Genomic DNA, 24,322 nt, shown 5'->3' with positions numbered 1-24,322 from the left:
CTGACTCATAGGTAGGAGAGGAGATCATTTTAATCAGTTCAGCTTTTTAAAACAGAACTGATTACCGAGTTATAACCAAACTTCCACTCATTTATGCCAATGTTTCACGTGGAACATAAATACGTTTTAGAGTATTAATTTCTACAGATATATGCACGATTTCATCATGAATGGACAAAGCATGACGAATCTGATCTGCGGTTAAAGAAATATCATCAGTTTCGAGTGCCAAAATACAAGAAAACTTACCTTTCGCGACTTTCCAGACATGAATATCCGTAATTTCAATATATTTAGGAAACTCAGCAATGACTTCACGGATCTCTTCAACTACCGGATGATCCATTTCTGCGTCTAAAAGGGTTTTTCCTGTCTCTTTCATTAATCCCAGAGACCATTTTGCAACCAAAATAGCACCTAAAATTCCTAAAAGTGCATCTAAAAAATCCCATCCGAAATACTTACCTGCGAAAAGCGCAATAATTGCAAAAACAGAAGTTACTGCATCTGCAACCACATGTAAAAATGCAGCTTTTTGGTTTAAATCATGATGATGCCCATGATCATGTTCGTGATGGTGATGGTGATGGTGATGGTGCCCATCATCGTGAAGTAACCATGCACAAATCAAGTTAATGACCAAACCTAAAATTGCAATCGGAATCGCTTCATTATAAAAAATTTCAACTGGATTAAATAAACGTTGTATCGACTGAAACGCCATAAAAATGGCGACAACCATCAACAAAATTGCACTGCTATAACCCGCTAAAATCTCGATTTTCCAAGTTCCGAAACTAAACCGACGATCTTTAGAATAATGACGAGCCGCGCGATAGGCAAAATAGGCTAAACCGAGAGCCAACATATGGGAACTCATATGCCAACCATCAGCCAGAAGCGCCATTGAATTGAAAAACCATCCACCGAATATTTCTAAAACCATCATGGATGCCGTTAAAATCGTTGCAATCAAAATACGTTTTTGTGCAAGTGGATTTCCTTCATCAAACTGATGTTGATGATGACGTGATACACTATGATCCTGCATAATATTTAAACCCAATATACTCCCTACCAGTATATTGAATTATACAAGAGAACACAGATGAGTCACATTGGTCAGGATAAAAAAATAGTTAATCGTGTAAAACGACTAAAAGGACAAATCAACAGCATTGAGCATGCTGTTGAACAGCCAGATATTTCATGCATAGAAATACTACAACAAGTTGCTGCAATTAAAGGGGCAATAAACGGTTTGATGAGTGAATTAATGGAACAGCATTTACATCACCACGTGCTCAAAGACGCACAAGTTGATCAAAATGAGCTAGATGAGTTTTTAAAGGTTTTAAAAAGATACGGTTAACAAAATGACTGAATGACACAGCCATGTGCATCATTCAGAATTTTGTAATTATTTTCCAATACAGAATGAACCAAAAATCTTGCCTAATAAGTCATCGGCACTAAAGTCACCAGTAATTTCACCTAAAGCATTTTGGGCAAGACGTAGTGACTCAGCAACCAGTTCACCTGCGTTAAATACAACAAGTTGCTCGCGTGCTTCTGAAAGATAGAGCTGCGTGCGCTTCATTGCGTCTAAATGACGTGTTCTTGCAATAAAGGTGTCTTCCTCAGGGTGGAAGCCTGCATGCGCTGTAATCGCGTCTACGAGGACTTGTACGCCCATCTCTTGTTTTGCAGAAACAGTTATATGACGGAACCCTTGAAAATCGCTTATTTCAGCTAATTGTCCAGTTAAATCGCATTTATTACCAATTAACATTAAACGACGCGGTTCAATATGTTCAGCAAAATACTCTTGAGCGAGTTTTAATGGGTCATCACCTTGATTTAAATCATAAACCAGCAATAACAAATCAGCTTGTTCAATTTCTTTGATTGCACGACGAATCCCTTCTTTTTCAACGATGTCACCTGTTTCACGAAGACCCGCTGTATCTGTTAAGGTGATTGGTAGACCATTTAAGCTAATTTTTTCATGTAAAACATCACGAGTAGTACCTGCAATATCGGTCACAATTGCACGCTCAACACCAGCAAGTGCATTTAACAAGCTCGACTTACCCGCATTTGGTTTACCCGCAATAACGACTTGCAAACCTTCACGTAATAATTGACCTTGTCGTGCAGAGGTTTGAACAGCATGTACCGACTGCTGAACATCTTCAAGTAAAGCTAAAATTTTACCATCTGCCAAGAAATCGATTTCTTCTTCAGGAAAATCAATTGCTGCTTCAACATGCAAGCGTAAATGAATCAGTTTTTCTAAAACAGTATTAATTTTTGTTGAAAAAGCGCCTTGTAAAGAGCGAACCGCAGAGCGTGCCGCAGCTTGCGAAGTCGCATCAATCAAGTCGGCAATCGCTTCCGCTTGTACCAAGTCCATCTTGCCATTTTCAAAAGCACGCATGGAAAATTCGCCGGCTTTTGCAGCAATTGCACCAAGCTCAAATAGACGTCCAAGCAAGGTATTTTGGATGACTGGACCGCCGTGACCTTGTAGCTCTACAACATCTTCACCTGTAAACGAGTGAGGATTGGGAAAGCATAGAACAATCCCTTCATCCATAATACTGCCATCAGCATCATAAAATTTACGGAAACCCGCCATACGCGCTTCTGGCAAGTTTTTTTGTGTCAGGTTTTGAGCAATTTCATAAGCCTTAGGTCCAGATAGGCGAATCACGCCCACACCACCACGCCCAGGTGGCGTTGCAATTGCGGCAATCGTGGTTTGACTTTGCATATTATTCACCTAAAAACCTAAAATCCAGCCAAAGAAAAATCCGCCTAAGATTACCATCTTAAGCGGATTTATTCAGCAAAAGTTCAACGATTAAGAAGCTGATTCAGTCTTATTGATACGACTTTTCTCAACGCTCTTATTAATAAACGACTGCTGTAAAATAGTAATACTGTTGTTCACAATCCAGTACAGTACGAGACCGGCAGGGAAGAACAACATAAATACCGTGAACATAATCGGCATAATGCGGAACACTTTTGCCTGCATTGGATCAGCGGGTTGCGGGTTCAACATTTGCTGTGCAAACATGGTAGCACCCATGATTAACGGCAAGATGAACCAAGGATCCATTGCTGACAAGTCTTGAATCCAACCTAACCATGGTGCGTGACGTAATTCCACACTTTCCATGAGTACCCAGTACAAAGCAAGGAAAATTGGCATTTGTAGCAACAATGGTAAACAACCTGAAAGTGGATTTACTTGTTCACGCTTGTATAAAGCCATCATTTCTTGCGAGAAGCGCATACGGTCTTCACCGAACTCTTCTTTCATGCGTTGCATTTCTGGTGCAATCACACGCATTTTCGCCATAGAACGATAACTTTTTGAAGATAAAGGCCACAAGATCATCTTCACCATAATGGTAAGCAAGATGATTGACCATCCCCAGTTGCCCACAATGCTATGGAAGAATTGAAGACCTAAGAACAAGAGTTTAGCAATCGGCCATAACCAACCATAATCAACAGTCTGATTTAAACCAACAGCTAAATCTTTTAATTCAGATTGTACTTTCGGACCTGAATAAAGTTTTGCATCCACTTCCATTGAAGTGCCTGCCGGAACATTAATCACTGGTGAGGTAAAACCAATGATATTCATGTGATCAGCAGATTGACGAGATTCAAGCTTAGCTACATAAGGCTGACCATTAGCTTGAGTCAGCTTAAGGTTTCCAGGAATCCAAGCACTTACAAAATAATGCTGAACAATCGCAACCCATCCACCTTTAGCTTCAGTATTTACTTTTTCTTCTGAGAAATTAGCAAATTTAAGCTTGTTGTAATGTGCATCAGGCGTTCCCCAAGCTCCACCTAAGAAAGTTCCTAGAGTGAAAATACCTTGAGAAGATTTACCTGGATCTTCAGAATTATCGCGCTTTAATTGTCCAAACATCTGACCTTGCCAGCTTTGTTGGCTACGGTTAATGACTTGATGTTTTACAACAATTGGATATTGACCTTGAGTAAAGGTAAAAGTTTTAATAATTTCAACGCCTTCAGGTGTTTTAAATACCATTGGAACGTTTAAAACTTTTTCAGATTGACCCTTTTGGTCCTGTACACCTTTAGCATCAGCCAAAGTATATGATGTCTTTTCAACAGCATATAATGGACGACCACCACGACTACTATCTGGTCCATTCAAACCAATTAAGCCAGATTGAGCAACATATGTACGCTTGGCATCATTTTCAAGCATAACAAAAGGTTGATCGCTGTCTTTGCTTTTGTCGTGTGAGAGTAATTCAATACGAACAATATCACCACCTTTTGGATTAATCCAAATATGGTAAAGGTCAGTTTGTACTGAAATAAGCTGTTGATTCACAGGTGCAGTTGCATCTGTGGTTTGTGACTGCGCAATATTTGCTTGTGGCACATCGGAAGCCACTGTTGCATTTTTAGCATTTGGCAAATCAGCAGATACTTCATGCGAACTTACAGCTGCCGCTTGTTGTTGCGGAGCAGTTGCAGCATTTCCATAATCTTTTTGCCAAGCCAAAATGAGCAAATATGCGGTGACAAACATGGCCCCGAGAATTGCAAACCTGGCCCATTGTTGCATATCTATTACCCCAAATGGTTAGAGAGATTTTGCTTCAGTAAACGATCACGAAAGGGTACAGCAACATGATGCGTTTGAGAATCTATTTGATGAAACGAAATAAAACGAATTGCTTTTGGCGGTACCGGATCATATCCAGATCCTCCCCACGGATGACAACGACATATCCGTTTAGAAGATAACCAAACGCCTTTTATCGCACCATGAGTTTGCAATGCTTCTATCGCATATTGGGAACAAGTCGGGATATAACGACAACGGGGTCCAAGAAGCGGACTAATCGCAATTTGATACAGTCGAATCAACCAACGTAGAAAACGGACCATTGGCTATCTCTTAATTCTGCGAGGTTGTGCCAACTTTAGAATGTTTTTTTGCTAAGCGCTGTAATTTTTGCCAAGCAAAGTCTAATTGTTGATATAGCTCAGCATTCGTAATCGTTTCTATACCAACTTTCGGCATCACCACAACATCTATGTCTGATCCAAAATTCGGCTGATGTAGACGAAAGCTCTCACGAGCAAGACGTTTTATTCGATTTCTTTCATGCGCTCGGCGCACTTTTTTCTTAGCAACAACAATACCCAAACGGCTTTTAGGCTGTTCGGTTAATTTTGCAAGAAATAAAAAATGGGGTTGATGCACTTTAAAAAGCGCACCATCAAATACACTTTTATAATCTGCAGCACAGCGTATTCGCACGTCTGTGCTAAAACTGTAAAGTGTCATCACACCCAAGTCTGGTCAGCGTAACAGTATTAAACAGTTAAGCTATGACGACCTTTTGCACGACGACGAGCTAATACTTGACGACCAGCTTTAGTTGCCATACGAGCACGGAAACCATGAACGCGTTTACGCTTTAATTCAGATGGTTGGAAAGTACGTTTCATATTGAAACTCCCAAAAATGATCTTTCTATAAAGGTCCGCGATTTTATTGTGCAATGTTTACGCTGTCAATGAAAAACCAAGAAAGTTTTGTATTTAACCCAAATTTTTAATCTCTTCTCTTCTTTTTTATCACGGTCATAATTCAGTGCAATATATAGCTTTAAAAGTTATACACAAAGTAATTGTCTATTTTTATTAGAACTTTTAATATATACACACCTTATATACATATTTATCAACAAAACAAGATACCATCTTGGTTTGGATTTGCTGCATTTGAATTTAAATTCATATTTTGCAGTTATCCACAAAAGATCACCGCCCTATTAAATAAATTCAAATTTAGAAATTTAAATTTATTCTTATTAGGGATAACTTTTTCTGTGGATTTCGCACTTTTAAATTTAAAAAACACATATTTGGGTTGTTGATAACTCTGTTTTTACTATATTTATGGATTGTGGATAAGTTTATGTGTTAATTTATCCACAGGTTGTGCAAAAAGTTATACACAAGCCATTTTGAATTTAAATTTATTCACAAGAGATTTCTTTTTAGACAAAATCAACTGAAATCGTCATGACAGATGTGGATAACTTGGTTAGAATGGCGACCCCTTCTCATCAGGAAGGGTTAATCTTTAGATTATTTGAATTTAAAAACGCAGAAATAGGGGATACACATGCTTTGGACAGACTGCTTAACTCGCTTGCGACAAGAGCTCTCTGATAACGTCTTTGCGATGTGGATTCGCCCATTAGTTGCTGAAGAAGTAGAAGGGACACTGCGTCTTTATGCACCTAATCCTTATTGGACGCGTTACATTCAAGAGAACCATCTAGAATTAATTTCTATATTGGCCGAACAGTTATCAGAAGGGCGAGTACGTCAGGTTGAGATTTTAGTTGATTCTCGTCCTGGTAGTATTTTGTCATCAGGTGAGCAGCCAGCAACTACAACTGCTGCTTTGCAAACTGCGCCCCAACAAAGTATTAAAGTAAAAAAAGAACCAGATTCTATTTCCAGTTCACCTACTACTAATAGTGTAGTGAACCCAAAAACACCGAAAAAGAAACTATTAAACCCCCAATTTACTTTTTCTTTATTTGTTGAAGGCCGTTCGAACCAGATGGCTGCTGAAACATGTAGAAAGGTATTAACACAATTAGGTGCTTCACAGCATAACCCTTTATTCTTATATGGTCCGACAGGATTGGGTAAGACTCACTTGATGCAGGCAGTTGGTAATGCTTTATTGCAAGCCAAGCCTAATGCACGGGTGATGTATATGACCTCTGAGAGCTTCGTTCAGGATTTTGTAAGTTCTTTGCAAAAAGGCAAAGTTGAAGAATTTAAGAAAAATTGCCGTTCTTTAGATTTATTGTTGGTCGATGATATTCATCTTTTAGCAGGTAAAGAAGCAAGTTTGGTTGAATTCTTCTATACATTCAATGCATTACTTGATGAATCTAAACAAATTATTTTAACTTCAGATCGTTATCCAAAAGAATTGACCGAGTTAGACCCGCGTTTGGTTTCTCGCTTTTCTTGGGGTCTTTCAGTAGGCGTTGAACCGCCAGATATTGAAACTCGTATCGAAATTCTATTGAAAAAAGCCGAAAATAGCGGCGTTGATTTACCTCGAAATTGTGCATTATTTATTGCCCAACAAGTAGTTGCCAACGTACGTGAACTTGAAGGCGCACTCAATAAAGTCGTCGCAATTTCTCGTTTTAAAGGTGCACCAATTGATCTTGATGTTGTCCGCGAGTCTTTAAAAGATGTGTTGGCAATCCGTGCACGTACAATTAGTGTAGAAAATATCCAACGTGTGGTTAGTGAATATTTCCGTATTCCTTTAAAAGAATTGGTAGGACCAAAGCGGACTCGAATCTATGCGCGACCACGTCAGTTAGCAATGGGACTTGCTCGTGAGTTGACTGGTGATAGTTTTCCCGAAATTGGAATGGCTTTTGGTGGACGTGACCACAGTACAGTCATGCATGCTTGTGAAAAAGTAGTAAGTCTACGTGAAGAAGATCCGATTTTTGACGAAGATTATAAAAATCTATTACGTCTACTCCAGAGTTAATGAAATGATAAGACGTTGTTGCAAAGTCTACGTAAGTGCAGCATAGTACACAGCTAAAAAATGAAATATTTGCTCCAAGTTGCTAGAGGAATGAATCGTGCGTTTGAAAATCGCTAAAGAAAGCTTACTCAATGTTTTATCGCATGTTGTCGGTGCGGTAGAACGTCGTCATACATTGAATATTCTTTCAAACGTCAAAATTCAGACTAATGCTCAGGCACTCACCATTACCGGTTCTGATTTAGAAGTCGAGCTGGTTGCCAGTACTGTTTTAACAGAAGGGGCATGCATTGAAGCAGGTGAAACAACTGTTCCTGCTCGTAAGTTGATGGAAATTTGTAAATCATTGCCTACAGCTGCATTGATTGACTTACAAATTACAGAAGATCAAAGATGTATTTTAAAATCTGGTAATAGCCGTTTTGTATTAGGTACTTTACCGGCAGAAGATTATCCATTATTGACCACTGAAAATAGTCAAGGTACACAAGTACAGGTCACTCAACGTGAGTTAAAGCGTTTATTTGAAAAAACGGCTTTTGCTATGGCCGTACAAGATGTACGTTTCTATTTAACGGGTACTTTATTAGAAATTGATGAAAATCAATTACGTGCAGTAACAACAGATGGTCACCGTTTAGCACTTTGTGAAATTACTGCTTCTTCTACATCATCTCAATTGGTCCAAGCAATTGTGCCTCGTAAAGCTGTTGGTGAATTACAGCGTTTACTTAGCATTGAAGATGAACAATTAACGTTGCTGATTGGTCGTGAATTGTTAAATGTCACAATTAATACGCCAAGCCGTGACAAAGAGCAGGGCGATATCACTGTTCGCTTTACTACAAAGTTGATTGATGGAAAATTCCCTGATTATCGTCGTGTAATTCCACGTGGTGGCGATAAACATGTATTAATTAGCCATGATGTGTTTAAACAATCATTACAACGCGTCGCAATTTTGAGTAATGAGAAGTTACGTGGTGTTTTCTTGAATTTTAATCAAGATTCTTTACAGCTACGTGCAAATAACCCTGAACAAGACGAAGCGATTGAAGATTTAGCGATTCAGTATCAAAACATACCGCTTGAAATGTCATTTAATGCGCAATATTTGCTGGATGTTTTAGGTGTGCTTGATGGTGATGATGTAAATATGAGCATGACTGAGGCAAACCAATCTGTATTGGTTCAAGATCCGGCACATCCTGATCAAACCTATGTCGTTATGCCGATGCGTGTATAATCTGGCTATCTAATATGCATCTTACGCGTTTAAATATTGAACGTGTGCGTAATTTAAAAACGGTTGCACTCCAAGGGTTGCAACCGTTTAACGTATTTTATGGCGCTAACGGTTCAGGAAAAACTTCAATACTGGAAGCAATCCATTTGCTTGCAACAGGGCGGTCGTTCCGTACCCATATACCTAAAAATTATATTCAATACTCTGCTGAAGATGCGATTGTTTTCGCGCAATCTGCAACTGAAAAAATTGGCATGCAAAAGTTGGCCTCTGGTGAGCAGTTGATGAAGGTCAATGGCGATACAGTGGCTACACAAGGACAACTCGCTAAACTGCTTCCTTTGCAGCATATTGATCCACAAAGTACAGATATTATTGACCATGGGGCGAAACCTCGGCGCCAGCTTTTAGATTGGCTGATGTTCCACGTGGAACCTGAATTTTATTTTGCTTGGCAATATTATTCTCGTGCATTAAAGCAGCGTAATACTTTACTTAAAACCAGACGGAATATTTCTCTAGCGGATTTAGAGCCGTGGAATAAAATGTTGAGTGATTATGGTGAAATTTTACACTCTCAGCGTTTAAGTATTGTGGAACAATGGAATGTCTTTTTTCAAAATGATTTAAGTCAATTGCTACCTGATCTAGAGATTGAACTGGAATATAGTCCCGGTTTTCATACAGAGCAGGGACTCATGCAAGACTTGCTGAATCAACACCAAAAAGACATCGAACGACGCTATACCGAATACGGGCCACATCGTGCAGATTTGCGCTTAAAAACCCCGTTTGGACATGCTGATGTAGTTTTATCAAGAGGTCAGAAAAAACTCTTGATTATTGCCTTAAAACTGTCACAAATTGCAATGTTACATGCGAGTAATAAGGAAACTGTGGTATTATTAGATGATCTGACAGCAGAATTAGACTTAACCGCACAACAACGTTTAATTGAACGATTAAGCCAACTTGGTAGCCAGGTTTTTATGACAACTTTAGATCATGCATCGGTAAAAAAACACTTACATGATCTGTCTATTTCATATCAATTATTCAATGTTGAATCCGGTCAAGTTAGTCTTGCTTCACCATAATTTTTTGATGTTACCCATCTTTGAATAAACCTATATTTGCTAGGGAGAAACCATGAGTTCAGAGTCTCAATCAGCCTCTCAAACAGAACAAACCAATGAAAAGGCTTATGATTCCTCTAGTATTAAAGTATTACGTGGATTAGATGCAGTTCGTAAACGTCCGGGTATGTATATTGGGGATACAGACGACGGTACCGGTTTACACCATATGGTATTCGAGGTTGTCGATAACGCAATCGATGAAGCTTTAGCTGGGCATTGTGACGAAATTATTGTCACGATTCACGAAGATGAATCGGTAAGTGTTTCTGATAATGGCCGTGGTATTCCAACAGATATCCACCCTGAAGAAGGGGTGTCTGCAGCGGAAGTAATTCTTACGATCTTGCACGCAGGCGGTAAGTTTGACGACAACAGCTATAAAGTTTCAGGTGGTTTGCACGGCGTAGGCGTTTCAGTTGTAAATGCACTTTCAAGTAAATTGCATTTAATTATTAATCGCGCTGGCCAAGTGCACGAACAAGAGTATCACCACGGTGATCCGCAATATCCATTACGTGTGATTGGTGAAACGGATAGCAGTGGTACAACTGTACGTTTTTGGCCAAGTGAACTAACTTTTAGTCAAACTATTTTTAACGTTGAAATTTTAGCGCGTCGTTTACGAGAGCTTTCATTTTTAAACGCGGGCGTGCGTATTGTTTTACGTGATGAACGTATTAACCTTGAGCACGTATATGACTACGAAGGTGGTTTATCTGAGTTTGTAAAATACATTAACGAAGGTAAAACTCATCTAAACGAGATTTTCCATTTCACTGCTGATACAGAAAACGGTATTGGTGTAGAAGTTGCATTACAGTGGAATGAAAGTTATCAAGAAAACGTGCGTTGTTTTACCAACAATATTCCTCAAAAGGATGGCGGTACTCATTTAGCAGGTTTCCGTGCAGCTTTAACGCGTGGTCTTAACCAATATCTTGAAAATGAAAATATTCTCAAGAAAGAAAAAGTCAATGTGACAGGCGATGATGCACGAGAAGGTTTAACCGCGATTATTTCGGTAAAAGTACCTGATCCGAAATTCTCTTCTCAAACTAAAGAGAAACTAGTATCGAGTGAAGTAAAACCAGCGGTTGAGCAAGCAATGAACAAAGAGTTCTCTGCTTACTTACTTGAAAATCCGCAAGCTGCAAAATCGATTGCCGGTAAAATTATTGATGCTGCGCGTGCACGTGATGCTGCACGTAAGGCGCGTGAAATGACACGTCGTAAGAGTGCACTTGATATTGCAGGTTTACCAGGTAAATTGGCAGATTGTCAGGAAAAAGACCCGGCACTTTCTGAATTATATCTAGTCGAGGGTGACTCTGCTGGTGGTAGTGCTAAGCAAGGTCGTAATCGTAAAATGCAGGCTATTTTACCGTTGAAAGGTAAAATCCTGAACGTTGAACGTGCACGCTTTGACAAAATGATTTCTAGTCAGGAAGTGGGTACTTTAATCACTGCACTTGGCTGTGGTATTGGTCGTGAAGAATATAACCCTGATAAGCTTCGCTATCATAAAATCATTATCATGACCGATGCCGACGTCGATGGTTCGCACATCCGTACCTTGTTGTTAACGTTCTTCTTCCGTCAAATGCCAGAATTGGTTGAGCGTGGGCATATTTATATTGCTCAGCCACCTTTGTATAAATTGAAGAAAGGTAAGCAAGAACAATACATCAAAGATAATGATGCGTTAGAAACTTATCTCATCTCAAATGCGATTGATGAGCTATCTCTACATACCAATGCTGAAGCACCTGCAATTACAGGTGAAGCACTTGCGAAAGTGATTCAGGACTATCAGGTTTCACAAAAGAGCTTACAGCGCTTAACTTTACGTTATCCAGCTAGCTTACTTGATGCTTTACTTGAAGTAGAAGCATTCAAGAGTGATCAAAACCATGATGAAGCTTATGTACAACAATGGGCAGATCAGGTACGCGATATCATTACCAGATTACAGCCAAGTTTACGTCCAGAAATCTCTTTAGAGGCATTTGAGCGTGAAAATGCTCAAGGTGAAAAATCTGCGCATTATTGGCCGCGTATTACTGTCTATGTTCATAATCTGCCGCATGCGTATTTGCTTGATGCAGCTTTACTGAATTCTGCTGAATATGCACGTTTACTCAAAAACTCGAAGAGTTGGTTCACTTTACTTGAAGACGGTGCTTTTTTACAAAAAGGTGATCGCCGTATTCAAGTGGCTAACTTCCATCAAGTTTGGCAACATATTTTACAAGATTCACGCCGCGGTATGATGATCCAACGCTATAAAGGTCTTGGAGAGATGAATGCTGAACAGTTGTGGGAAACAACAATGGACCCTGAAAACCGTAATATGTTGCAGGTGACAATTGATGATGCGATTGAAGCAGATCGTATGTTCTCTTGCTTAATGGGTGATGATGTTGAACCACGTCGTGCATTCATTGAAGAGAATGCTTTAAATGCGGATATTGATGCTTAATTCATAACATGATTCTAAATCAGTCTAGGGAGAGAATGATGAGTCAGAAATTATTAGCTAGTCTTTTAATTTCATGTGTGTTTTTAGGAAGTTCTGCTGTTTGGGCGGCAGACCTAGAAACGAATATGAAAACTTTAGCTAAGAGTACTAAAGCATTTGCTGAAGCGAAAGATGCTGCTAATGCGAAACAACAACTTGTTGTAATGCGTGAAGCAGCAGTTTCTTCTAAGCAATATTTGCCGCATAAACTCGAAGGTTTGCCATCAGAAAATGTAAAGGTAAAAGAGTATCAAGCTGGTTTAGATCAGCTTGTTGCCGAAATTGATAAAGTAACTGTTTTAGTTGAGCAAGGACAATTAGATCAAGCCAAAACTGAAGCAATTAATTTAGTCAAAATACGTAATGAAAATCATAAAAAATTTAGATAATTGATTTTTTATGGTAAAGGGCTAATCATCATTAGCCCTTTTTTGTATCCGAAAAAAGTATTTTGTTTAACAAGTAAACTATTCGAAGTTATATTCTCTATGCGGTACTTACTAATAACAATAGGAAATATAATTATGAAAAAAATACAAAAACTCTTATGCATTGGAATCATATTTTTTAATTGTTTATTTCAACTGCATGCTGCGATAGCCCCCACCTTTTATGGAAAATTAGTATTTCATCGTTATAGTAATTATGAGGCATGGGACAGTAAGCTTTATCTTTATAACTTCACAACACAGCAGACCACATTACTCGGCGCAAATTGGAAAATTGACCATATGATGAATGGCCATTTCTCTCCAGATGGAAAATGGTTAACGTTTATGGGAGTGAATTCTGGACAGCATTATGGTGATGCATGGGATGTATATGTGTGGAAGGTCGGAAGCACTGAGTTACCTATTAACTTAACTCAAGGCAATAATAAGCGCGATGAAGACCCTAAATTTATAGATAACCAGCGTATTATTTTTAAACAAAATGGCGATCTAAAAATCATTAAAATGACGGATCGGACGATGACTTCTGTGACTCAAAATGGTTGGGATATAGAAGAATCGATGCCTTATCCGATGGTGAATACCACTCAAATTTTGTATGCAAAAGGTGCTGGAAATAATTCTAGAATTTTTAGTATTGATCAGTCGGGTGCTTATGATACACAGCTGACCAATATCGCTTCATATTATCCAGTATGGTGGCAAGGAAGTCGGTTCTTATATGTGCGCTGGTATAGCCCAACAAATCCTCATGACCAGATCTATATTTATGATATGGCTAATAAACAAACTACACGTTTGCCATTTAACAATATTAATTATGATACTTCCGATCCAGCTCCTTTAGATCAGCGTTACATGGTGGTGTCTCTTGCAGGACAAACAGGAAGTCGAGGCGGATACGATTTATATATCGCTGACAGCTTATCAAGCAATGTGTGGCCTTTACCGATAAATACCAATTTAAATGAATTAGGGGCTTTTTATACGCCTTATTAACAAATAAAAAAGCCGATTAAGAAATCGGCTTTTTTATTTTAGAAAATGGATTAATCAAAAGAAGCTTCCATTTCTTCTAATTCCATCATGAGTTCCAAAAGCTGCTCTTCGTGTTGCTCAAGTTTAGCCTTCAGCTCAGTCTGTTCATTCATAAGTTTGAGTAAATCGTCTTTACGTGCAGCCTCATATAAAGATGTGTCTGCTAAGGATTCTTCAATTTTGGCAAGCTGCGGTTGTAGCTTTTCAATTTGAGACTCAACTTTTTCAATATTTTTACGAATAGGTCGAGTCTGTTCACGACGACGAGCTGCTTCTTTACGCTGTGCTTCTTTATCAACTTTAGCAGGCGCTGGAGCGGCAGAGGACGAATTGTTCTGTGCCACAGCAGTCTGAGCATTGATTTGTTGCTGACGTGCTTCACGTAGCCATTTAGCATAGTCCTGTAAATCACCCTCGAACTCAGTACATTTACCGCCGTGTACTAAAAGAAGCTCATCACATACACTTGCAATAAGTTGACGTTCGTGGGAAACCAGAACAACAGCACCTTCAAAATCTTGTAATGCCATGCTCAGTGCATGACGCATATCAAGATCTAAATGGTTTGTTGGTTCATCGAGAATTAAAACATTTGGACGCTGCCATACAATGAGTGCTAGGGCTAAACGAGCGCGTTCTCCACCAGAAAAGCTTTCACATGGTGTATCCATGCGTTCACCACTAAAGCCAAAACTACCTAAGAATGAACGTAGAGTGGCTTCACTAATTTGTTTATCTGCTATACGGGCAAGCTGTAGCATTGGGCTAGCGTGACCATCTAAAGCATCCATCTGGTGCTGCGCAAAGTAACCGATATTAAGCAGCTCGGAAGCTTTACGTTCACCTGCCAAGAGTGGTAAATCACCAACCAAACTCTTAATCAATGTTGACTTACCTGCGCCGTTCATCCCAAGCAAACCAATACGTGAGTTCGGTGTAATTTGTAATCTAATTTTTTCGGCTATTTGCTTATCACCATAACCAATGCTGGCGTTGTCTAAAGTCAGCAAAGGTGAACTCATTTTAGTTGGTTCACGGAAACTAAAAGTAAACGGCGTATCTACATGGGCTGGTGCAAGTTGCTGCATGCGCTCAAGTTGTTTAATACGACTTTGTGCCTGACGAGCTTTAGTCGCTTTTGCTTTAAAACGGTCAATAAACTTTTGTAAGTGAGCGCGTGTTTCTTGCTGCTTCTCAAAAGCTTGTTGTTGCTGAGCAAGACGTTCACTACGTGTGGTTTCAAATGTAGAGTAGTTCCCGGTGTAAAGTGTGAGTTCTTGATTTTCAATGTGAAGAATATGATCTGTAATCGCATCTAAAAAGTCGCGGTCATGCGAAATTAGAATGAGTGTACCTTCATAGGCTTTAAGCCAATCTTCTAACCACAGAATTGCATCCAAATCTAAGTGGTTTGTTGGTTCATCCAGTAAGAGTAGATCAGAACGACTCATCAATGTACGCGCCAAATTTAAACGCATACGCCATCCACCTGAGAAGCTCTCAACGTTCAAACGTAATTGATTTTCTAAAAAGCCAAGACCTGCCATGAGCTGCGCAGCTTTAGAGGGCGCTGAATAACCATGAATTTCATCAAAGCGGCCATGCAATTTAGCCAGTTCAAAATCAGTCAGTTGATCTGGTTGAGCAAGCTTATTTTGAATATCCCAAAACTCTTCATCACCTGAAAGAACAAAATCAATTGCAGGCATATCTAGGGCTTTCACTTCTTGGGCCATATGCGCCACGGTCCAGCCTGTCGGACGAGTAAGTGAACCTTCATCTGCACCTAAACTTCCAAGTAGTGCAGCAAATAAGGTCGATTTACCCGCGCCATTTACACCAGTTAGACCAATCTTCCAACCTGGGTGTAATTGCATAGACGCTTTTTGAAATAAAACACGTCCACCGCGGCGTAAAGAAACTTGGTCAAATTGAATCATCTTATTGTATCGAGGTGAGTTAGGGATGCTGTATTTTAAAGAGAACTGCCGATGAAAACAAAACTTTCCGGATTTTAGTGAGCAGGTATTAATAATTAGATATATCAAGACATCCTAAATTTCGCTATTCATCCGAAATTTTCAAAATATTGAATAAGATAGAATACTTTTAAAAAAATATGGCTAAAATAAAAACAGTTTGAAATTTGGTTGATTAATGAGCTACTAATAAAACTAGACTAAGGAAAGTCAAATGAAAAAAAGATTGGGGATAATTGGTGCAGTATTTTGCTGTGCTGTGGGGACAGTACATGCTGGGCAAAGTGTCTGTGTGTTTGATTTATTAGGAAAGTCAGGTGAGTCCTATAAAATGATGGAAGAGTGGGCGCTTGCAGCGAAAGAATGGCAAGCAGATATCACTTTAATTCCATTTCAAGATGAAGGCTTAGTTGACCGGAGACTGCGTGAAGGAAAATGTGACGCCGCTTATATGACCTCCATGCGGGCGCGAAATTATAATAAATTTGCAGGTTCAATTGATGCGATTGGAGGGGTAACCAGTAATGCAATTGCTCAAAAAGCTATTAGTTATGTTTTAGATAAGCGTAATAAACATCGCATGGTGACTGCACAAAATGGAACCAATTACGAGGTCGTTGGTATTGTCCAGATTGGATTAGCTTATTTATTTGTGAAGGATAAAAATCTCAACTCAATTGAAAAAGTACGTGGGACTAAGTTTGCTATTTTGCAATATGACGCAGCACAAAAAATTATGGTGGAAAGCGTTGGCGCTCAGCCCATTCCTTCAGAAATTACCGATTTTGTGAAAAAGTTTAATAGTGGCCAAGTCGATGCAATTGCGGCACCAGCCTATGCTTATAAACCTTTAGAGATTGGTAAAGGGGTTGGCGTGAAAGGGGCAATATTTACTTTCCCCGTAGTTAACGTTACGGGTGATTTAATTGCCCGAAGTGATAAGTTCCCCACAGATTTCGGTATAAAGTCACGTGCTTGGTTTATACAAAAATTACCTCAGAATTTTGCCATGATAAAACGGCTAGAAATGGGCGTACCCTCAAAAATTAAAATTAATTTTTCAGCAGAAGACAAAACTAAATATCAAAAAATTTTACGTGAAGGTCGTCTCAGCTTAACAAAACAAGGTGTATACGATGCAACAATGATGAGTGTGCTAAAGCGCGCCCGCTGTACAGTTGAACGGACAAATTTTGAATGTACGCTTAATGGAGAGTAGTTTATTTTTTAAACACAAAAACGCTACATATATTTCAAAGCTGAATATGGGTATGAAAATTGTGAATATAAAAAGTAACTTACGGAAAATTAGTGATTTTTCCTTTTAATAAATAATTTAAAACCAACAAACAATGGTTCAATGAGATAAAAATATTTGAGTAAAAGCTCTATTTTTTTCTAAAAAACATGATTAATATCTGTGTTTGAAAGGAAACTTCAAACAAAAAATCTGTTCCGTGGAAGGATGAAGAAAATGAAAAAAATCGTACTTGCTATGGCTGCCGCTTCTGTTGTTGGTTTTTCTGCTTCAGCGCAAGCAGCGAGTACCGTATGTGTATTCGACCTCTTAGGAAAAGCAGGCGACTCATATAAAATGATGGAAGAATGGGCTCTTGCTGCAAAAGGCTGGGGTACTGAAATTAACTTAGTTCCTCGTCAGGACGAGGCTGTTGCTGATAATGATTTTAAAGCGGGTAAATGTGATGCTGTGGCAATGACAGCAATGCGTGCACGCCAATATAACAAATTCGCAGGATCTATCGACTCACTTGGTGGTGTTCCAAATAACCAAATCGCTCAACGTGCAATTACTTATGTATTAGATGCACGTAATGCAGCAAAAATGACCACAAATATGGGTGGTAAAAAATACGAAGTTGCTGGTATTTCTCCGCTAGGTTCAGCTTTCATTTTCGTACGCGACAAAAACATCAACTCTGTTGAAAAAGCTGCGGGTAAAAAATTCGCTGTACTTGGCTATGACGATGCACAAAAAATTATGGTGCAACGTGTAGGAGCTCAAGCAGTTCTTTCTGATATCTCAAACTTTGCTGCTAAATTTAATAATGGTCAGGTAGATATGGTAGGTGCGCCTGCTTATGCTTACAAACCATTAGAGTTAAATAAAGGTTTAGGCGCAAACGGTGTAATGTGGAACTTCCCTGTATTACACGTTACAGCAGATCTAGTATTACGTTCTGATAAATTCCCAGCTGGTTTTGGTCAAAAATCTCGTGACTGGTTTGTTAAACAGTTACCGAAGAGCTTTGCAATGATCAACCGTTTAGAAGCGCAAATTCCTGGCAAATACAAAATGAACTTAAGTGCAGAAGACAAACTTAAGTATCAAAAAATGTTGCGTGATGGCCGTATGGACTTAACTAAACGCGGTGTTTACGATGCTGGAATGATGTCTGTACTCAAAAAAGCGCGTTGTTCTGTAGACAAAGCTAACTTTGAATGTTCAATGCCTGGTGAATAATCCTAATTTCTTTCAAAAAGCCTAGACTGAGTTCTAGGCTTTTTGTTTTATATGAGCTGTCAGTTCTGCCATTGTGGATAAATAGAAAGACGTTAAGCTAAATTTAGATAAAAACTTCATAAGGAAACATGAAGGTATAAAAATGGATCAAGGACTTGAGTGATTAAAATAATTGCTAATAGATAGATCAATCGCTATCTATTTTTCAGGGAAATAAAATCATAAAAGCAAATACGGTCTATACAAATATTCCAACATGATTTTTATATGAAGCCTATCCGATTCATACCTGATGGTGTGAAATTTCTTGGTATCGAAAAACAAAAACTCCACAAGGAAAGGAAAAAGAATATGCAATTTTCCAAAACGCTATTACTTGCGATGGGACTTACTACAGTTTCTTTTGCAGCCGAGGCTAAACAAACAGTATGTGTTTTTGACTTCGTTGGAAAAAATGGCGATGTTTATGCGCTGATGAAGGATTATCAACTTGCCGCTAAAAACTGGGGAGCTGATATCGAGCTTAAAGTAAACCAGAATGAAGCCGTGATTGCTGAAGATTTTAAAGCGGGTAAATGTGATGGTATTAGCGTGTCAGGGATGCGTGGTCGCCAATTTAACTCATTTACAGGGTCATTAGACGCAATTGGAGCGATTCCTGACCTCAAGCTTGCTGTAAAAGTGATGCAAGGTTTAGCGAGTCCGACTTTTAGTAAATATATGGTTAATGGTCGCTATGAGGTTGTGGGTGTTATTCCAGTTGGTGATGCTTACCTTTTAGTAAATGATCGCAGCATCAATACGGTAGCGAAAGCCGCCGGTAAGAAAATTGCTGTTCTTGACTATGATGAAGCTCAAAAAATTATGGTTCAGCAGGTAGGTGCACAGGCTGTGAGTGCTGACGTAACAAATTTTGGTGCGAAATTTAATAACCATCAAGTTGATATTATTGGTGCGCCAGCAGCAGCATTTAAGCCTTTAGAACTACAAAAAGGTTTAGGAACAAAAGGTGCGATCGTGAATTATCCAATCTTACAGGTCACAGGAAATATTATTATCCGACCTGATAAGTTCCCAGCTGGTTTTGGCCAGAAATCTAGGGAATGGGTTTCGGGTCAGCTACCACGTGCTTTTACCATCTTGGGTAAGATGAAAGCTGATATTCCACAAAAATACTGGATGGATGTCCCAGCAGCCGATAAACCGGGTTACCAAAAGCTTATGCGTGAGTCTCGAATTAACCTTACACAACGCGGTGTCTACGATAAACGCATGATGAAATTACTATGGCAATTCCGTTGTAAGCAAGATGCTAAAAACTTCGAATGTGGCTTACAGGATGAGAATTACAAATAATCTTGATAAAAATACTCAAGATTCGCTTTAAACTTCGAAGACAGACCCTATATTGATTATGCTATACTCAATATAGGGTCTTTTTTATTTTGAAAGGCACAGCAAAATCCGAGGAACAATCATCATGAATGCCCAAGCTCTAGTTTTGACAGATAATGCTGCCAATAAGGTACGCCAACTCCGTGATAGTGAAGGGAATGACGATCTCATGTTACGTGTGTATGTAACAGGAGGCGGGTGTTCAGGGTTTTCGTATGGCTTTAATTTTGCTGAAAGCGTAAATGAAGATGATGCAGAATTCGTAAATGGCGATGTAAAAATGCTGGTTGACTCACTTAGTTACCAATACCTTATTGGTTCAGTAGTTGACTATGTAGAAGGTCTTGAAGGTTCGCGTTTTATCGTACAAAACCCGAATGCAACAACAACATGTGGTTGTGGTTCTTCATTCTCGATTTAAAAGAATTTTAAAATTTAAAAAACCTCTCTATTTTGAGAGGTTTTTTTATTGATCAAATCATTATTTTTTACGGACAGATTCTAAAAAGTATTGTACCAGTTCAGGTGCATTCTGATATGGAATCCAGTGCGACGCATTCATAAAAACTGCTTCATAACTATTTTTAAAATAATGTGAGTTTAGCTCGGCGCTTTTTTCTGTAACGGCAATATCATGTTTACCCCAAATAAAAAGAGTGGGGACATCTATGGCTTTAAACGGATTTTGAGGTTTGTCCCAAAAAAAGCCACGATACCAATTCAACGCCGTGGTTAATCTATTTTCCTTTATAAACTCAGCCTCAAATATCGCAATTTGCTGTTCAGTCATGCCTGATGACTTTAGAAACTTACGACCCAATTTAGGTATCTTTTTAAATAAAAGTTCGGGCAGAATCGGTAACTGAAAAATTGCAAAATAATAAGATTTAAAAAGTTGTCTACTGCTTAAACAAGCTTTTAAAAATGCAGCTTGGTGGGGCACAGAAACTAAAGTGAGATGTTGAATATATTGTGGATACTTCATAGCAACGCCTGACGCAATTGCCGAGCCCCAGTCGTGCCCCATTAAATAAACTGGCTGGCCAAGCTGTTTAATTAAACTTGCTACGTCTTCTACAAGTTCACTCAAGGAATATTGAAATCGGCTTTGAGGTCTAGCATTTAAACTATAACCACGTTGATGAATCGCAAGTGTTCTAAATTGATACTCATGCAATAATTCCGAAGTCTGCTCCCAACTATGAGCAGTTTCTGGAAAACCATGCAATAAAACAACGAGAGGACCATCTATAGGGCCTGAATCAATCACATCGAATGTCCAAGCCCCACGTGTGTATTGATGAATACGTTTAGTTAGATCCATACAAACATGCCTTAAATTATTTTTATCGGCATTTATCATGAGTTTTTATGCTCATTTAAATAACAGCATTTCGGGTCAGTAAATGTGCTATGAGGTCGAATCTAACCAAACAAATCAATAAATAGTTTTATACTGCCGTGATCGTACCTAGGATTCTGAAATCCGAAGCGCCTGTGACTGCTGGCAAATTTCCACTTAAACCATCTACAAAGCGCATTGCTAACCATGCAAATGCTGTAGCCTCGACCCAAGTAGGGGAAAGTCCTAACACATCGGTAGGTTGAACAGACCAATTATGTTTACGTAAACGCCAACGTAACTGTTCTAGTAAATAAGAGTTATAAGCTCCACCACCGCAAACATACACTTCGCCTGTTTCCATCTCAGAACGATAAATCGCTTTTTGAATAGCACGCACAGTAAGTTTTAATAGGGTAGCTTGGATGTTTTCAGGTGTATCTTCTAACTCGTCATAAGTTAAATCATTTCGCCAATCGATTAACTGATCATCTAACCAATCAATATTAAAGTCTTCACGTCCTGTGCTCTTAGGTGGTTCTTTAGAAAAATACTCATGCGCATGAAGACGGTCGAGTAAAGAGCGAATAGGGTGACCATAGGCAGCCCAATCACCATTTTCATCATATGGATGACCTGTATGGCGATGGCACCAAGCATCCATCAAAATATTTGCAGGACCTGTATCAAAACCAAATACGCCGTCACTGTTATTGGCAGGCAGCATACTCACATTAGCAATACCACCCAAATTCAAAATTACACGATGAATACTTGGATGTTGAAATAATGCTTGATGGAAAGCCGGAACCAATGGCGCGCCTTGACCACCTGCTGCCATATCTCTACGACGGAAATCTGAAACAACCGGAATCTGAGTAATTTCAGTAATAATGTTTGGATCACCAATTTGTAACGTAAAGCCATGTTCTGGACGGTGACGAATGGTTTGCCCATGCGACCCAATTGCTTTAATTTGGCTACGGTCTAATTGGTGCTTCTCAATAAGAGTATTAATCCCATCACCAATCATTTTGGCCAGAGCAACATCAGCTTTACCCATGCGGTCAATTTCATTGTCATCGGGCAAAGTCAATGCCATAAGCTCATCACGTAACTCGGGTTCGAATGGAGCTGTAAGAGTGGCATGAAGCTGTAGTGGCTCAAATGAAGCCGCTACAATATCCACACCATCCATACTAGTGCCAGTCATTACGCCGATATAGATTGCGCTCATATGCAACTTCCCCTGCAAGACGCTGAAAAAATGTTAGTATATCGCACAAATTGAATAACTGATGTGTTTAGGTTTTGTGATGTCAAATTTCTTGCCCGCCGAAGAACAGCTTGCCCTCATCCAACGAGGCACGCACGAAATTATTTCAGAAGAAGATTTACTGAAAAAGCTTAAAGAGAATCGCCCTCTTAAAATTAAAGCTGGTTTTGATCCTACAGCACCAGATTTACATTTAGGACATACGGTTCTTATTAATAAACTAAAAACTTTCCAAGACTTGGGCCATGAAGTTACCTTCTTGATCGGTGACTATACAGCGATGATCGGTGACCCAACTGGCAAAAGCGCAACTCGTCCGCCGTTGTCACGTGAACAAGTAGAAGCCAACGCTAAAACTTATCAAGAGCAAGTATTCAAGATATTAGACCCGAATAAAACAAAAGTACGTTTTAACTCAGAATGGTTTAATCAAAAGTCTGCTGCTGACCTTATTCAATTAGCAAGCCAGCAAACTGTATCACGTATGTTAGAGCGTGATGACTTTACTAAGCGTTATAGCAATCATCAGCCGATTGCAATTCATGAGTTTTTATATCCTTTAGTTCAAGGTTATGACTCAATTGCGCTTGAAGCTGACGTTGAGTTAGGCGGTACAGACCAGACCTTTAACTTACTTATGGGTCGTACTTTACAAAGCCGTTATGGCCAAGAATCTCAAGTGTGTATCACCGTGCCGATTCTAGAAGGTCTAGATGGCGTAAATAAAATGTCTAAATCTTTAGGTAACTATATTGGTGTATTTGATACACCAGGGGCAATGTACCAAAAAGTTTTATCAATGCCAGACTCTTTAATTGAACGCTATTTCGATTTATTAAGCTTCAAATCTCTTGATGAGATCAAAGCTCTATTAGATGAAATTGCTGCTGGTCGTAATCCGCAAGAAGTAAAACGTATTCTTGCGCTTGAGCTAGTTGAACGCTTCCATGATGCAGAAGCTGCTGCTAATGCCCATAAGAGTGCTGGTAACCGTATTACAGAAGGTGAAGTACCTGAAGACACACCAGAAGTGACTATTTCACTTGGTGAGTTTGGAGGAGAAATCTTTATTGCTACGATTTTACGTGTAGCAGGCTTAAATCCGAATGCAGCTGCGGCAAAAGATGCGGTAGCTCGTGGTGCGGTAAAAGTTGACTGGAATGCTGTTGATGCAAGCTTCTCTGTAAAAGAAAACGGAAGCTTTATTATTCAATCAGGTAAAAAAGCAATTGCACGTGTAACTTTCACTGACTAATAAAAAATTTATAGATTAAAAAAGCAGGAGTAATCCTGCTTTTTTTATTTCTGGATCACAAAACCAATTAAGCGTTCCACGTGGAACCATCTAAACATAATTAATAATAAATGAAGTAAGTTAAAAGCAAGAAGAAATATAGCTGGGAATAGAGTGTTTACTCTATTATTTCTTTGGAATCTTTGGAATCTTTGGAATCTTTGGAATCTTTGGAATCTTTGGAATCTTTGGAATCTTTGGAATCTTTGGAATCTTTGGAATCTTTGGAATCTTTAGATTTAAGGGACTATATATGTCTATAACCGTCTATTAAAGACATAGGAAATTAAAAATTTCCCAAATTCTTAAATATAAAACTAATAAAAGGCAGTAAAAATGCCCAAAAAAAAGCCATATATATGACTTTTTTCGCAAAATAGTAGAAAAAAACGGCACTCAAGTGAAAAAGGCTGAAATACCCCTTGCAAAGAGAATGTAATGGTCTATAATGCACATCCATCGGCGGTGATGCAGATAGAAACTTGTTGAAAAACAGTTACTTGTGATTAAGTTGGTTGCTTTAAGTGATGAATTTGATGGTAAGTTGGT

21 protein-coding genes are annotated in these 24,322 nt (G+C 38.9%); 12 read left to right on the top strand and 9 right to left on the bottom strand.

Annotated elements, in window-relative coordinates:
• Window positions 1–91 precede the first annotated feature (91 nt).
• Window positions 92–1,066 (bottom strand): CDF family Co(II)/Ni(II) efflux transporter DmeF, encoded by a 975-nt coding sequence (dmeF, locus tag WBW42_RS18050; protein ID WP_080779872.1) that lies wholly within the window; start codon window positions 1,064–1,066, stop codon window positions 92–94.
• Window positions 1,067–1,108: 42 nt separating this feature from the next.
• On the opposite strand from dmeF, the gene WBW42_RS18045 reads away from it, so the two are divergent.
• Complete coding sequence (locus WBW42_RS18045) at window positions 1,109–1,372, top strand: metal/formaldehyde-sensitive transcriptional repressor (protein WP_009392876.1); 264 nt, start codon at window positions 1,109–1,111, stop codon at window positions 1,370–1,372.
• 48 nt (window positions 1,373–1,420) lie between these two features.
• Here WBW42_RS18045 and mnmE read toward each other — a convergent pair whose 3' ends face one another.
• The 5 genes from mnmE to rpmH form a co-directional block, all read right to left on the bottom strand.
• Window positions 1,421–2,776 carry a tRNA uridine-5-carboxymethylaminomethyl(34) synthesis GTPase MnmE gene (mnmE, locus tag WBW42_RS18040; protein ID WP_032012812.1) on the bottom strand — a complete coding sequence of 452 codons (1,356 nt, stop codon included), beginning with the start codon at window positions 2,774–2,776 and terminating at the stop codon, window positions 1,421–1,423.
• Window positions 2,777–2,866: 90 nt separating this feature from the next.
• Window positions 2,867–4,627 carry a membrane protein insertase YidC gene (gene yidC, locus WBW42_RS18035; RefSeq protein WP_002115440.1) on the bottom strand — a complete coding sequence of 587 codons (1,761 nt, stop codon included), beginning with the start codon at window positions 4,625–4,627 and terminating at the stop codon, window positions 2,867–2,869.
• A 5-nt stretch (window positions 4,628–4,632) separates the two neighbouring features.
• A complete protein-coding gene (gene yidD, locus WBW42_RS18030) occupies window positions 4,633–4,953 on the bottom strand; it encodes a membrane protein insertion efficiency factor YidD (protein ID WP_003656027.1) in 321 nt (106 codons plus the stop codon).
• Window positions 4,954–4,963: 10 nt separating this feature from the next.
• Complete coding sequence (rnpA, locus tag WBW42_RS18025; protein WP_005063921.1) at window positions 4,964–5,356, bottom strand: ribonuclease P protein component; 393 nt, start codon at window positions 5,354–5,356, stop codon at window positions 4,964–4,966.
• A gap of 29 nt (window positions 5,357–5,385) precedes the next feature.
• Window positions 5,386–5,520 carry a 50S ribosomal protein L34 gene (rpmH, locus tag WBW42_RS18020; protein WP_000831329.1) on the bottom strand — a complete coding sequence of 45 codons (135 nt, stop codon included), beginning with the start codon at window positions 5,518–5,520 and terminating at the stop codon, window positions 5,386–5,388.
• A 682-nt stretch (window positions 5,521–6,202) separates the two neighbouring features.
• Between rpmH and dnaA the strand changes: the two genes are divergently transcribed.
• From dnaA to WBW42_RS17990, 6 genes are all read left to right on the top strand, one after another.
• Entirely contained in the window at window positions 6,203–7,612 is a 1,410-nt protein-coding gene (dnaA, locus tag WBW42_RS18015) for a chromosomal replication initiator protein DnaA (RefSeq protein ID WP_002115442.1), read from the top strand.
• 97 nt (window positions 7,613–7,709) lie between these two features.
• Complete coding sequence (gene dnaN, locus WBW42_RS18010) at window positions 7,710–8,858, top strand: DNA polymerase III subunit beta (RefSeq protein ID WP_002115478.1); 1,149 nt, start codon at window positions 7,710–7,712, stop codon at window positions 8,856–8,858.
• A gap of 14 nt (window positions 8,859–8,872) precedes the next feature.
• Window positions 8,873–9,955 carry a DNA replication/repair protein RecF gene (gene recF / locus WBW42_RS18005; RefSeq protein WP_002115479.1) on the top strand — a complete coding sequence of 361 codons (1,083 nt, stop codon included), beginning with the start codon at window positions 8,873–8,875 and terminating at the stop codon, window positions 9,953–9,955.
• Between the two features lie 52 nt (window positions 9,956–10,007).
• Complete coding sequence (gene gyrB, locus WBW42_RS18000) at window positions 10,008–12,476, top strand: DNA topoisomerase (ATP-hydrolyzing) subunit B (RefSeq protein ID WP_002115497.1); 2,469 nt, start codon at window positions 10,008–10,010, stop codon at window positions 12,474–12,476.
• Between the two features lie 35 nt (window positions 12,477–12,511).
• Window positions 12,512–12,904, top strand: coding sequence for a cytochrome b562 (gene cybC / locus WBW42_RS17995; protein WP_032057551.1), 393 nt, complete (start codon window positions 12,512–12,514; stop codon window positions 12,902–12,904).
• A gap of 135 nt (window positions 12,905–13,039) precedes the next feature.
• The gene (locus WBW42_RS17990; RefSeq protein ID WP_032012808.1) at window positions 13,040–13,966 is read left to right on the top strand and encodes a TolB-like translocation protein; all 927 of its coding nucleotides are present in this window, start codon (window positions 13,040–13,042) and stop codon (window positions 13,964–13,966) included.
• 50 nt (window positions 13,967–14,016) lie between these two features.
• On the opposite strand, the gene WBW42_RS17985 is transcribed toward WBW42_RS17990, so the two are convergent.
• A complete protein-coding gene (locus tag WBW42_RS17985; protein WP_005804875.1) occupies window positions 14,017–15,945 on the bottom strand; it encodes an ATP-binding cassette domain-containing protein in 1,929 nt (642 codons plus the stop codon).
• Window positions 15,946–16,198: 253 nt separating this feature from the next.
• Between WBW42_RS17985 and WBW42_RS17980 the strand changes: the two genes are divergently transcribed.
• From WBW42_RS17980 to erpA, 4 genes are all read left to right on the top strand, one after another.
• Entirely contained in the window at window positions 16,199–17,203 is a 1,005-nt protein-coding gene (locus WBW42_RS17980) for a putative solute-binding protein (protein WP_032057552.1), read from the top strand.
• Window positions 17,204–17,458: 255 nt separating this feature from the next.
• Window positions 17,459–18,466, top strand: a complete 1,008-nt coding sequence (locus tag WBW42_RS17975) for a putative solute-binding protein (protein ID WP_002115480.1) — start codon at window positions 17,459–17,461, stop codon at window positions 18,464–18,466.
• A 351-nt stretch (window positions 18,467–18,817) separates the two neighbouring features.
• Entirely contained in the window at window positions 18,818–19,822 is a 1,005-nt protein-coding gene (locus tag WBW42_RS17970; RefSeq protein ID WP_005804873.1) for a putative solute-binding protein, read from the top strand.
• Between the two features lie 124 nt (window positions 19,823–19,946).
• Entirely contained in the window at window positions 19,947–20,282 is a 336-nt protein-coding gene (gene erpA / locus WBW42_RS17965; RefSeq protein ID WP_002115421.1) for an iron-sulfur cluster insertion protein ErpA, read from the top strand.
• A gap of 60 nt (window positions 20,283–20,342) precedes the next feature.
• Here the strand turns inward: erpA and WBW42_RS17960 are convergent, their stop codons facing one another.
• Window positions 20,343–21,185, bottom strand: a complete 843-nt coding sequence (locus WBW42_RS17960) for an alpha/beta fold hydrolase (protein WP_032012805.1) — start codon at window positions 21,183–21,185, stop codon at window positions 20,343–20,345.
• A gap of 127 nt (window positions 21,186–21,312) precedes the next feature.
• Window positions 21,313–22,440 carry an anhydro-N-acetylmuramic acid kinase gene (locus WBW42_RS17955; protein WP_032057554.1) on the bottom strand — a complete coding sequence of 376 codons (1,128 nt, stop codon included), beginning with the start codon at window positions 22,438–22,440 and terminating at the stop codon, window positions 21,313–21,315.
• Between the two features lie 61 nt (window positions 22,441–22,501).
• Here WBW42_RS17955 and tyrS point away from each other — a divergent pair, with 61 nt between their 5' ends.
• On the top strand, window positions 22,502–23,734 hold the full coding sequence (gene tyrS, locus WBW42_RS17950; protein WP_025469049.1) for a tyrosine--tRNA ligase: 1,233 nt from the start codon (window positions 22,502–22,504) through the stop codon (window positions 23,732–23,734).
• Window positions 23,735–24,322: the final 588 nt, after the last annotated feature.

The organism is Acinetobacter sp. LT1 (genome assembly GCF_059800965.1).
The sequence above is the reverse complement of the archived record's forward strand: the minus strand, read 5'-3'. Positions and strand labels throughout refer to the sequence as shown.

Bases quoted from the DNA above. Each gene is read 5' to 3' on its own strand.
- rpmH (WP_000831329.1), bottom strand. From the start codon at position 5,520: ATGAAACGTACTTTCCAACCATCTGAATTAAAGCGTAAACGCGTTCAT.
- dnaA (WP_002115442.1), top strand. From the start codon at position 6,203: ATGCTTTGGACAGACTGCTTAACTCGCTTGCGACAAGAGCTCTCTGAT.
- cybC (WP_032057551.1), top strand. From the start codon at position 12,512: ATGATGAGTCAGAAATTATTAGCTAGTCTTTTAATTTCATGTGTGTTT.
- WBW42_RS17975 (WP_002115480.1), top strand. From the start codon at position 17,459: ATGAAAAAAATCGTACTTGCTATGGCTGCCGCTTCTGTTGTTGGTTTT.
- WBW42_RS17990 (WP_032012808.1), top strand. From the start codon at position 13,040: ATGAAAAAAATACAAAAACTCTTATGCATTGGAATCATATTTTTTAAT.
- yidC (WP_002115440.1), bottom strand. From the start codon at position 4,627: ATGCAACAATGGGCCAGGTTTGCAATTCTCGGGGCCATGTTTGTCACC.
- gyrB (WP_002115497.1), top strand. From the start codon at position 10,008: ATGAGTTCAGAGTCTCAATCAGCCTCTCAAACAGAACAAACCAATGAA.
- WBW42_RS17980 (WP_032057552.1), top strand. From the start codon at position 16,199: ATGAAAAAAAGATTGGGGATAATTGGTGCAGTATTTTGCTGTGCTGTG.
- WBW42_RS17960 (WP_032012805.1), bottom strand. From the start codon at position 21,185: ATGGATCTAACTAAACGTATTCATCAATACACACGTGGGGCTTGGACA.
- tyrS (WP_025469049.1), top strand. From the start codon at position 22,502: ATGTGTTTAGGTTTTGTGATGTCAAATTTCTTGCCCGCCGAAGAACAG.
- WBW42_RS17955 (WP_032057554.1), bottom strand. From the start codon at position 22,440: ATGAGCGCAATCTATATCGGCGTAATGACTGGCACTAGTATGGATGGT.
- WBW42_RS18045 (WP_009392876.1), top strand. From the start codon at position 1,109: ATGAGTCACATTGGTCAGGATAAAAAAATAGTTAATCGTGTAAAACGA.
- WBW42_RS17970 (WP_005804873.1), top strand. From the start codon at position 18,818: ATGCAATTTTCCAAAACGCTATTACTTGCGATGGGACTTACTACAGTT.
- erpA (WP_002115421.1), top strand. From the start codon at position 19,947: ATGAATGCCCAAGCTCTAGTTTTGACAGATAATGCTGCCAATAAGGTA.
- yidD (WP_003656027.1), bottom strand. From the start codon at position 4,953: ATGGTCCGTTTTCTACGTTGGTTGATTCGACTGTATCAAATTGCGATT.
- WBW42_RS17985 (WP_005804875.1), bottom strand. From the start codon at position 15,945: ATGATTCAATTTGACCAAGTTTCTTTACGCCGCGGTGGACGTGTTTTA.
- rnpA (WP_005063921.1), bottom strand. From the start codon at position 5,356: ATGACACTTTACAGTTTTAGCACAGACGTGCGAATACGCTGTGCTGCA.
- recF (WP_002115479.1), top strand. From the start codon at position 8,873: ATGCATCTTACGCGTTTAAATATTGAACGTGTGCGTAATTTAAAAACG.
- mnmE (WP_032012812.1), bottom strand. From the start codon at position 2,776: ATGCAAAGTCAAACCACGATTGCCGCAATTGCAACGCCACCTGGGCGT.